General features: G+C 44.6%; 6 protein-coding genes. 3 read left to right on the forward strand and 3 right to left on the reverse strand.

What is annotated here, in order from left to right:
• Positions 1-20: 20 nt before the first annotated feature.
• Positions 21-1,460, reverse strand: coding sequence for an NHLP bacteriocin system secretion protein (locus ACFE90_RS29870; RefSeq protein ID WP_375505982.1), 1,440 nt, complete (start codon positions 1,458-1,460; stop codon positions 21-23).
• A 492-nt stretch (positions 1,461-1,952) separates the two neighbouring features.
• On the opposite strand from ACFE90_RS29870, the gene ACFE90_RS29875 reads away from it, so the two are divergent.
• Both ACFE90_RS29875 and ACFE90_RS29880 read left to right on the forward strand, forming a co-directional pair.
• A complete protein-coding gene (locus ACFE90_RS29875; RefSeq protein WP_375505983.1) occupies positions 1,953-2,087 on the forward strand; it encodes a hypothetical protein in 135 nt (44 codons plus the stop codon).
• Positions 2,088-2,154: 67 nt separating this feature from the next.
• A complete protein-coding gene (locus ACFE90_RS29880) occupies positions 2,155-2,820 on the forward strand; it encodes a glutathione S-transferase family protein (protein WP_375505984.1) in 666 nt (221 codons plus the stop codon).
• A gap of 88 nt (positions 2,821-2,908) precedes the next feature.
• Here the strand turns inward: ACFE90_RS29880 and ACFE90_RS29885 are convergent, their stop codons facing one another.
• Both ACFE90_RS29885 and ACFE90_RS29890 read right to left on the reverse strand, forming a co-directional pair.
• Positions 2,909-6,214, reverse strand: coding sequence for a type 2 lanthipeptide synthetase LanM family protein (locus ACFE90_RS29885; protein ID WP_375505985.1), 3,306 nt, complete (start codon positions 6,212-6,214; stop codon positions 2,909-2,911).
• Positions 6,215-6,347: 133 nt separating this feature from the next.
• Positions 6,348-6,638, reverse strand: a complete 291-nt coding sequence (locus ACFE90_RS29890; RefSeq protein WP_375505986.1) for a Nif11-like leader peptide family RiPP precursor — start codon at positions 6,636-6,638, stop codon at positions 6,348-6,350.
• Between the two features lie 360 nt (positions 6,639-6,998).
• Here ACFE90_RS29890 and ACFE90_RS29895 point away from each other — a divergent pair.
• Positions 6,999-11,548 (forward strand): PAS domain S-box protein (locus ACFE90_RS29895; protein ID WP_375505987.1); only part of this gene is annotated, 4,550 nt, incomplete at its 3' end.

The following is an 11,548-nucleotide window of genomic DNA, read 5'->3' on the forward strand; positions in this document are numbered from 1 at the left end:
CCCCATGCCCTATCCCCAATTTAATAAATCCCCGTCCAAGAGCGTAGCATAGGAATAATATAAGAAATCGGTGCTTTTTCTCCAACTTTTACTTGAACAGAGGTAGTTGTGCCAGAAGATATTTTTAAAGCTGGGCCATCAGAAGATGACCATTTGTAGCCACTGACTGATGTAGGGTTTTCTTGGAGTTGGACAAAAGCTTGCACCTGATTTTCACCTTTAGCGGCAAGGCTGGCGGCCATTTCTTTGTTACCAATGATCGCGGTAATATCTTGTGTACTTACCGGAAATGAAGAAATATCTGCGATCGTTCCGACAATGCCACCGTCGCGCTCACGTTTGGCAAAACTGGGAGTCACCTGTACAGCCATCCCTGGCTTGATTTGCTTACCATCTTTATTCGCAAAGTAAACAAGACTCATAAGTTTTGAATTTGGCTGTTCAGCTTCAATTGAACCCAAGCGACTACCCGGATTCATCATTTGTCCAGGGACGGCGCTCAGTTCGAGAATGTGACCATTATATTTGCTAATAATTCTACTTTCTTGAGATAGTTGGAGTTCTAACTGGGCAATGCGCCGCTTTACTTCCCGAATTTCATTGATTTTATCAATTGATTGCTTTAAATCTTGTTCGCGTAATTTAGTATTTTGAGTATTAAGGTCTTTAATTTTAGTTTTAATTTCGTCAATTCTGTTAAGATTTTCTAGATATTCTCGTTGTGTAGTGGTTTCTTGAATTTCCAGATCCTTTAGTTGCACGTCAATATCTGAGAGTTCGCTTTGAGTGTTAAAATATTCCTGTTCAGCTTGCACCAGCATATCTTGGCTGATGACATGCTCCTCAAAAAGCTGACGACGATTATTAACCCGTCCTTGTAAAGTTTTGAGTAAGTAATTAATTTGTTGTTTGCGGGAATTAATGCTTTGACGTTTTTGGGCGATCGCTCTTTGTGTTTGATCGCGTAATTTTGGCGCATCTTGCTCTCGACGCAGATTATTTTCCAGATCAAGTTTTTGCTGCCCAAGGGTGATAATTTGTTGGTCAATCAGCAGCTTTTGTAGCCTGTCAGTTTCTTGATTCTGGGTTTGCAATTGTTGTAACTTTACTTGCTCTTGCTGTAGTTGCTGCTTTAGCGCTGATTGGTCGATAATACCCAGCACATCACCTTGTTTAATAATATCTCCCGACTTGACCTTGAGAGCTAGTAACGGGCCAGAACTGGGTGCTTGAAATTCCACAACATGGTGCGGTTTAATCAAGATACCTTGGCCTGTGACAGTCAGGGGAATTCTGCCAAACACACTCCATACGCCAGCTACAGCAACCACAAAACTCAAAGTAGATAGAGTCAACCAAGCTTGAGGTTTGACAACTTGTATTGCTTGATCCAGTTGTTCTGGTGAAGATAAGCGATCTAGCGCTTCTTGGCGGAAGATGTGACTATGTTTTAGTTGCATTGTTCTCCTCCTTGCTGACACCGCTTAGAGCCTTCTTCTTGACTTCTAAGATTATGGTGAAATCGGGGAGAACTAGGGGAGATTTCAGCAAAATAGTCCTAGCTCGTAACTGGAGTTTAGACTAAAGCATGACAAAATGACCCAGCAGTAGTAAGTTTACAAGTTACACATCTGGAAGTAGAAAAACTAAAAGGTCAAAAGAGGCAGGGGAGCAGGGAGCAGGGAGCAGGGGGGAGGATTGGAAGGAGCAAGGAAGCCGACCAATCGAGAACGCCCTGGAAGGGCGGGGCTTGATACCCATGTTCCGCTCCGCTTCACGGCTTCGGGACAGGGATTGCTCCCCCAGCTAAGAGCCTCCTGCCCCTTTGCCTCTTCGGTCAAGCAGATTATGGTTGTTCTTTTTTCGGCTTACTAGTACTCTTTTTGACTGTCGCAAAACGAATTCTACGCAGACGTGCTTTGCCACCAAGCGCCAGTGTTGGCAAGGCGGTCATGAGCGACCGCGGCCAACTGATGCCGGCAGCATCAGCCGCGCAAAATGTAACACTATTGGTAATAGTGTTACATCTATCTTTTTGCTCCCGTTCCGCCGGTGCTTTTAATGCCAGCTTTGACGCTGATATCTAGAGTTGCTGTTCTTGCCGGACAGAACACACACCCAAAACAGAAAATTGGACCGAAAGGAGAAATCCCCATGACCCTGACAATGACACCCACTATTACCGCCTTTGAACGGTCGCCTGATGGCGGCAAGGGACTGGCGCGTGACATGCGCGTTCGCTGGGCGCTCGAAGAAGTGGGCCAACCTTACAACGTTCGTCTTGTTTCGTTCAGTGAGATGAAGCAACCCGCGCACCGTGCGCTTCATCCTTTCGGGCAAATTCCAACCTATGAGTCAGGTGATCTTGCCCTGTTCGAGTCGGGGGCGATCGTGTTCCATATCGCGGAGCGCCATACAGGGCTGTTGCCAGACGATGCCAATAGTCGAGCGCGAGCGATCACATGGATGTTTGCCGCACTTAACACGATAGAGCCGCCAATCGTTGATCGGGAAATCGCCACGTACTTAGAGCGTGATCAGGCCTGGTACGAGCAGCGCCTGCGTGTCGTCGAAGGTCGCATCCGTAATCGGCTCTTAGAACTTTCCAGTCACCTTGGAGATGCCGACTGGCTCGATGGCGCATTCAGCGCAGGCGACCTGATGATGGTAGAAGTGCTGCTCAGGTTGAAAGACTCGGGTATGTTGGACGACTATCCGAATCTCTCTACCTATGTCGCCCGTGGCGAAGCGCGGCCCGCCTTCAAGCGTGCTTTCGCCGCTCAATTAGCGGTTTTCACTGGCAAGCAACCGACTGGCTGACTAGCGCAAAAGACTGACGCCAGATCACCTCTGGTAGAGAAGGGCTTGCCGCAGGCTACCGCAAAGGACGCAAAGGCAAGGAGTAGGCTCATTCCCACAACAGTACTGAAGGCAAATCATCGGTAGCTAACCGTAGCAACTCGTAGCCGATTCCCGCTGTACCTCGGAATAAACTGGGGTGGAATACGGAACTAGGCAAATTAACGAACATTTGATATGCTCCGGTTCGTTTGGCTTTAGCCACAACATTTGTAGCATTCTGGAGAGCAATTTCACGCCAATCAGAGCGGGAGTAGCGTTGTGCCCCGACTAACAGGGTTTCAATTCGGCCCAAATTGCCACAGCACAGGTGGTCACTTGCTTCCAATCCGTAGTTCTGGGTAGTTTGCAGCGCAATTTTAATCTCGCTTTCAATTCCGGGAATTTCTCCAAGTCTGACACAACCTAAACGCCCCAACCCAATCCCGGCTGCACCGTGACACCAGACAACCGGGAAGCTTGCTGGCTGGTTGGGTTCTAGGCTGCGAAAATCAGGCCAGTTGGCATGGGATTCACTAAAGACGCTGCGCTCATAGTCAATGCCTTCTAGTGCTGCTTCGTTGTAAGCTTGATTTTGTGTCACAGCATAGAGTCGCAGCAAAGCATAAGCAATTCCTGCTGCTCCGTGGGAGAAACCAGTCAAAGGCTTTTCGCTTACGGTCTGCCAAGCTTTGGGAGCATTTTCGTGGCTAATTTGATGCTTGAGCAAATGCTCTCCACAGGCGATCGCTTTCTCTAAAACTGTTGCATTCCCCGTTACTCTGTGAAGAGATAACAGCCCAAGAATGGCTCCAGCCGCTCCACTCATGATATCTAGCTTTTTATCCGCAGCAATCAACTCTGGTGTCATCCACTCGGCTAATGCTTGAGCATCTGGCAATAGCGTCTCATCCTTGAGGAATTGGCTCACCTTCACCAAGCCATAAATTATCGAACCCAAACCTGTCCCGCCACCGATACCCATAAGACGAGCCATGAGTTGCCGAGATTCTAAGTTCAGGGTTTGGATTTGCCGACGTAGGGGTTGCAATGCCTTTAATGCCAAATCGGAGGAACGTGAATCTTTAGTTACCTGACTGAGTGCGGCGAGAAACAAGGCAACTCCACAACGTCCGTCATAAAGATTGTTGCCCAAAACTTGCAATCGGAATCGCTCTGCTTCATGCACATAACCTAAGCCGATCCAGTTGACACTGCCATCGGGATCTGGTATAGCTGTCGTTTCCAAATCAGTAGCGATCGCACTGGCTTCGGCAATTAATTCTGCCGCACTCAGCAATGGTGAAGATTCAGCGTTCCATTGGGGGCTTCCTTGGTTGTGAGTTTGCGCTACCTTAGCATGGAATGAGCCTTGAATAATCGCTGTTTGTCGAGCTAAGTCAATTTCATCCATCGCCTGCAACTGATTCAAGGCGTGTTGATAACTAGGTTGCTTAAAGTATTGCGGAATGGATAAATCGCTACTCACCTGAAGTTCATCACTAGCAGCACTAGCTGTAAAAAACGGAATATCCAGTTGTTCCATTGCTTTGAGTTCTGCACTCAAAATCGGTAAAGCATTGGGTTTGTCTTGAGCAACCAAAAAGGCACGACTGAGGCGATCCAATTCGATGCTATAGTCTGCGCCGTGTTTGAGGTAATCGGGTGATAAAGTTTTTTGTGAGATGGCACTGTAGATGCGAGTGTTGCGGAAGACAAAGCGGACTTGTTGATTCTGCATCGCAGTTAACGGACTTCCAGGAACCAGTAATATATTCTTATGCATCATCAAAAAGCGATACATCACCTCGAAGCCAGTAGTAATTTGTGCTTGATAATCGCTGGCAGACAAGGCAATTTCACCTAAGCGCGGCACATTTTTCCCTACGGACATGGTGACAGACTCAGATTGCAGATGCATATCATCGGTATTGATGCGCTGCCATTTGGATACTTTATGAGGAACTTTTTGAGAATCTGTACTACCCAATCCGCTAACATCATAAGCAATACGGCGATCGCTACTAAAGTCCCAACGTGGTAAAAGCCCAGTTCGTAGCACAGATGCCCAGAATTGCTGTTCTGCGGCTGTCTCAAAGTCTGTAGCATCTGGTGAATTTTTCATCAAATTAGCTTCATGGTGCAGTAATGTTTCCATATCAACTAACACCAAATATTCGCCACTGGCAATTAAGTTTTCGTGGTGGCAATCTGTTCCCCGCAAAGCGTAAAGCACACACAACAACATCCCTGCTCGCTGATAAAAACGTTCTACAGCAGCTTCATCGTTACAAGGTTGGTGTGCAATATATTCTACCCAACCGTAATTATCTCGGTTCAGCACCTGGATAACTTTGAAATCTAGAAGCTGACTGTGTTGATTGCACCAATCTAAAAATTGGTTGAAAGCAACTTCTAATCCTAAATCTTTGGGTTTATAAACAAGTTTTAGTCCAGACTCAAAAGTGAGCAAAATAACTGTTCGCCCACGCTTGTGTGGGTCAGAAAGTGAGGTTTGGATTTCGCTAACTTTACCTAAAGTATCATTTTTAGAGCTAAAGATTTGCTGAATATCTACTTTATCTTCAGCCAGACGTTGGATAAATTCGGTGGCAGACTCTACCCAAAAACTGACCGCTGTTGCAACTAATCGACCGAGTACTGGATATTTATTAAATAGGCTCAACAATCCATCTTCTAGGAGTTGATTGACAAACTTATTATAGTGAGTTTTATTGTTGCTCTTTTCTGTTGATACTCCTAGCAAGTTGAGCAAGTTTTTCCCAAATGGACGAACTTGAGAAAATTCAAAATTCAGCGTCTTGGTGCAAAGTTCTGCCAATCGCTGTAGCAAACTGCGCTCTAATTCCCGGTAAGCAGCTTTTGAAAGGACTGATAAGGGTAAGCTGTCTTCAGTTAGTTGTTCAGAACCAAGTCGAGTCAAAAGTTGCTGTCTGGCAACTGCGATCGCAGGCAGCAGGATATCTTCAAAGGGAATCGGATTTTCTGGATTAATTGGTAAATCTATTTCTAGTGTCAGTACAAATTCCCTGGATATTTGTATAATCTGCTGCAAAGTTTCTGCCCATGCTGGCAATGGTGCTTGCGGATTCCAGCCGATGTTTCCCAACGGAAAGCGAATGGTAGCAATATCTAAGCTTTCCCACTGTAAGCGTTTATATAAAGTGTTCCAGTCGCCTAAGATTTGACACCAGCGATCGAGCCGACGCTGAATTTCTCTTTCATTAATCGAATCGATGTCAATTACAAATCTTTCTGTATCGAGGCGTTCCCAGAGAAAACTGGCGTTAGCAACAATGGTTGTTAATGCTTGAGAGGATGGAATATCTCGTTTGGCGATGACTGGATTTTTCATAATTCTGGTTTGACAAGAGCAGAGGGGCACAGAAGCATAGGTGCAGAGGGAAAGGGATAAGAGTTAGTGATTTCTTCCCTTTCCATTTACACCTAGTTTCAATAAAGAATATTGTTGGCTAAGTGCTAAAATATCAACATTGACCATTTCCCTTGGGACAATCGGTACAACATGACATGTGTACGTGACCAGTGTTAGCCATCATTCCACCACTAACACTAAGTAATTCTTCTTCACTCAGTTCATTGGAATCAACAAAGGCTAGTTCTGCCAGCATTTGAGAAATGGCTTCAACTGTGAAGTTATAACCTTTCTCTGCACTAGCGATCGCTATCACTTTGATGGCTTCTGCTTGGTTAGCTGCTGCTTTTACTTGCTGTTGTAGTTGGGCGTTTTGAAGCAATTCTTTAATTTGGTGTAGCATACGTTTTTTCTCCGTTTTTATTGACTTAATTGATACGGCAGAGATTGTGCGCTTGTTTTGGGCGGTGTTCTCTGCTTTTCTGATTTGAATTTAGAAAGAAATAGAGGAGAACTAGGGGAGATAATTGCAATAGTGGGAAATTTTTTCCGCACGGATTAATTGGGGGATTGAAAACTAGGTATTAGTATTTCTACCCTTGCCCTCTGCCTTTTTATAATGCTGATATATGCATATTTGCTGTAATATTTAAAGCCAATATGTAGTTTTGCTCTAGTTAAATATTTTGATGATCAACTAAAGATACAATCGCTATACCAAATTGATTTATTTATCTAGGTAGGAGATATTAAGGAGTTGGTGATGAGCGCTAAACAATTGGAGCAGGTGAAGCAATTGCAAGCTACCCTCACCAAGATGGAAGTAACATTAGGTGCGATCGCTGATGCTGTAATCTGGGTAGGAGAAAACCGACGCATCCAATGGTGCAATCCTAGCTTTGAGCGTTTGGTGAATCAACCCTACAACTCTGTTTGCGGTGCAAAGTTAACTGACTTACTACCCTTAGCACAAGCAGGACAACCAGCCTATCCTGATGTGCAGATACTCAATGGGGAGTACGAAACAGCAAATTATCAGTTCCAGCAGGGTGAGCGGACTTTAACACTACAAATTTCCGGGAACTGTAGCGGACTGACTGATGAGCCATGTGCAATACTCGTGATTCGGGATATCACGCTGGCGAAACAAACTCAAGAATCCTTGCAAGAGATTGAGGAGCGTTTGCAGACATTAATTAACGCTACACCCGATATTATCTGCTTGAAGGACGGTGAAGGAAAATGGTTGCTGTCAAACCAGGCTAACCTGGAATTTTTACAGATAGAAGGCGTTGATTATCAAGGCAAAAAAGACTCAGAACTAGCAGAATTTAGCAATTTTTATCACGATGCTTTGCTCAACTGCGACAAAACAGATGAACAAGCTTGGCTGCTGGGATGTGTGCATCAGGTAGAAGAAGTTATACCTCGACCTGATGGGACAGTGAGCAGTGTAGATATGATTAAAGCTCCCCTATTTCACCAGGATGGTAGACGCAAGGCTCTGATGGTTTTAGGGCGGGATTTGAGCGAACGCAAACAAACTCAAGTTGCTTTAGAAAACTCTTTATCTCTTTTGAGCGCTATCTTTGAATCGATTCAAGACGGTATCTTAGCAGTCGATAGCTTAAGTAATATCACTAGTTACAACCAAAAGTTCTTAGAAATGTGGTCAATTCCACCAGAACTGTTAATAGAACCAGATCATCCTAAGCGGTTGGCGTATCTGGCAAACCAGCTAAAAGACCCGGATGTATTTTTGCAACGAGTTCGAGAATTATACTCACAACCTGAACTAGTTAGTTACGACTCATTAGAATTGCGCGATGGCAGAGTATTTGAACGCTATTCCTGTCCTCAGCGCATCGGCGAACAGATTATTGGTAGAGTGTGGAGTTTTCGCGACATTACGCAACGCCAAAGGGCAGAAGAAGCACTGCGACAAAGTGAGCTACAATACCGCAGTATTTTTGAAGCTATCAATGATGGACTATTTATTACTGAAATAGAAACTGAAAAAGTCGCCGAAGTTAACCCTGCGGCTTGTCAGATGCACGGTTACTCTTATGAAGAATTTCTTACTTTACATCCATCTGCCTACATACACCCAGACTCACATTCTGTTTTTTTAGAATTTCTTAAAACAACGCGATCTGGTGAGCAATTTTATGGGCCAGCAGTTGATATCTGCAAAGATGGCACTTTGATTGATGTGGAAGTTAAAGGAACAACTTGCACTTACAACGGTAAGCCACACGTCTTGGCGATAGTGCGCGATATTACTGCTCGCAAACGCACTGAGGAAGCCTTGCGACAAAGCGAAGTCCAGTATCGGGATTTGGTGCAAACAGCCAACTGCGTCATTCTGCGTTGGGACGGTAATGGTAAAATCATATTTTTAAATGATTACGGTCAAAGGATTTTTGGTTTCGATTTAGATGAAATTATCGGGCGTAATGTCATCGGCACAATTGTTCCAGAAACCGAAACTTCTGGACGCGACTTACAAACATTAATGATTGATATTTGTCAACACCCAGAAAACTATCTATTCAACGAAAATGAAAACTTACGCCAAAATGGCGATCGCGTCTGGATAGTCTGGGCAAATAAACCCATATTAGATCAACAAGGAAACTTAATCGAAATTCTTTCAGTAGGCACTGATGCCACAGAACGCAAACGTGCCCAACAAGCTCTCCAGGAGAGTGAGTTAAAGTTCCGTACTATCATCGAAAATGCCAATGACCTGATATTTGTCCTCACCCCCGACGGAACCTTTACCTATCATTCGCCTAATGTTATCCCAATTCTGGGATACAGCCTGGCAGAAGTGGAAGGCCATTCTATGATGGAGTTCGTCGAGCCTAATGATTCAACAATTAGTATGTCAGCCTTACAAAGGACTACGACTGGAGAAAAGCTGACTGACATTGAGGTGCGATTAAGACACAAAGACGGCAGCTGGCGATGGTTCAACTTTAATACTTCGACAATCAACACTCCCAGTGATGGAATTGCGATCGCCGGTGTGGGACGCGACATTACAGAACGCAAGCAAGCAGAAGAAGCTTTGCGTCGTAGTGAAATGAAATACCGCAACATCTTTGAAAATTCCCAAGTGGGAATTTTCCGCACCTGCCAAAAAGATGGATTGATTATCGATGCTAATCAACGTGGTGCTGAGATATTAGGTTTTACCTCTGCTGCTGACTTAATTGGCAAGTATTTCACAACTGACTTATATATCAATCCAGACGATCGCGTGCAGATGTTAGCAGAGTTAGAAAAGGACGGTGAAGTTCGTAATTTTGAAGTAGCACTGCGGCGCTTGGATGGATCTGTTGTTTGGGTACTCTTGTCACTCCGTCTCAACGTAGAAGAATCCTGTTTGGATTCTGTTTTTACAGATATTAGCGATCGCAAACAGCAAGAACAGGCTTTACACTTAATTGTTGAGGGCACAGCAGCAAAAACAGGTGATGAATTTTTCAATTCCTGCGTTCGTTACCTTGCCGAAGTATTGCAAGTTCAATATGCCCTAGTTACTGAGTTTGATGATGAGCCAAAAACTAGAGTCCGCACTTTGGCATTTTGGTGTGGCGGGGCTATTAACGAGAACTTGGAGTATGAATTACAAGGTACTCCTTGTGAACATACCTTGAAAGGCAACATGTGTCACTACCCCCAAGCAGTACAAACCACTTTCCCCAAAGATGCAGATTTAGTGAAGATGAATGCCGAGAGTTTTTTTGGCGTTCCTCTAACCAGTTCATCCGGGGAAATCATCGGACATTTAGCAGTGATAGATGTCAAACCAATGAAGCACGATCCGGGACGGGAACTGATTGTCAAAATTTTTGCTGCCCGTGCCGGTGCCGAATTGGAACGGAAACAAGCAGAAGCAGCCCTACAGGAAAGTGAGTTAAAGTTTCGCACTATTGTTGAAAAAGTCAATGATGTGCTGTTTGTCATCAGTTCTGATGGGGTTTTCAACTATATTTCCCCTAATATCTTGAATACCACCGGATTTGCCCCCAGCGAAATGGAAGGTAATTCCTTGGAATTCTTTACTCATCCTGATGATGTGCCCAAATGTCAAGAAGTAGCCCAAACTATCCTCGCAACAGGTGAGGGAATTTCGGGTACTGAATATCGGGCTAAACATCGCAGTCGGGGCTGGGTTTGGCTAACTTCTAATGCAGTCCGCACCCAAGATGCTCAGGGTAACTTCCAGATTGTGGGTGTAGCTCGTGATATTAACGATCGCAAACAAGCAGAGGAAGCTTTGCAACGTCGTACTCAAGCAGAAAGTTTACTCAGTAGCATTTCTCGCCAATTTATTGACCAAAATTTAGAAACAGCAATTAATTTTACACTTCAAGCGATCGCTCAGTTTATTAGTGCCGAACACAGCTGCATCTTTGAATTATCCGAAGATCAAAGGCGATTTGACCTCATCCATGAATGGTGCAGCGAAGGTGTCGAGCCATTGATCGATCTTGCCAAAGGATCGCCTGTAGAAAGCTTTCCCTATTTTTATGCTCCGATCCTGCGTGGCAACCATATACAAATCCCTTGTGTCGCACAATTGCCACCTGATACAGCAGAGAGAAAGCTATTTGAGGGGATGTCGTTTCAGTCTGTAGTTGCTGTACCCATGCTTCACTCTGGCAAAGTAGTTGGATTTGTTGGTACAGCGATGATTCACTTGTGTAAAACCTGGAGTCAAGAGGATCTGAATCTATTAAAGCTGGTAGGTGAAATAATTGCGATCGGTCGAGCCAGACATCAAGCAGAAGAAGCGCTGAGAGTTGCCAAAGAAGCCGCCGAAACTGCCAACCGAGCCAAAAGTGCTTTCCTGGCTAACATGAGTCACGAACTCCGCACGCCTCTGAATGCGATTCTGGGTTTTTCTCAGTTAATGGAACGAGACACTAGTCTCAACTCAAACCAACGTGAATCTTTAGCTACGATTAATCGCAGTGGTGAACACTTGCTCAATCTGATTAACGATGTCCTAGAAATGTCCAAAATTGAGGCTGGACAAATCATTTTCAACCCTGAAGACTTCGACCTTTATCTGCTGTTGCAAACATTACAAGAAATGTTCCAGGTAAGGACACAGACAAAGCAATTGTTTCTTAGATTTGAAATTGCTCCTAATCTTCCCCGTTATATACAAACAGATCAAGGTAAGCTCCGCCAAGTCCTGATTAACCTTTTGGGTAACGCCGTCAAGTTTACTCAAACAGGAGGAGTAACGTTGCGAGTGAGCTTAGGAAGCAGGGAGCAGAGGGAAAATTCCTCTCC

The sequence above is a fragment of the uncultured Nostoc sp. genome (genome assembly GCF_964245445.1).
In the GTDB taxonomy this organism is placed as follows: domain Bacteria; phylum Cyanobacteriota; class Cyanobacteriia; order Cyanobacteriales; family Nostocaceae; genus Nostoc.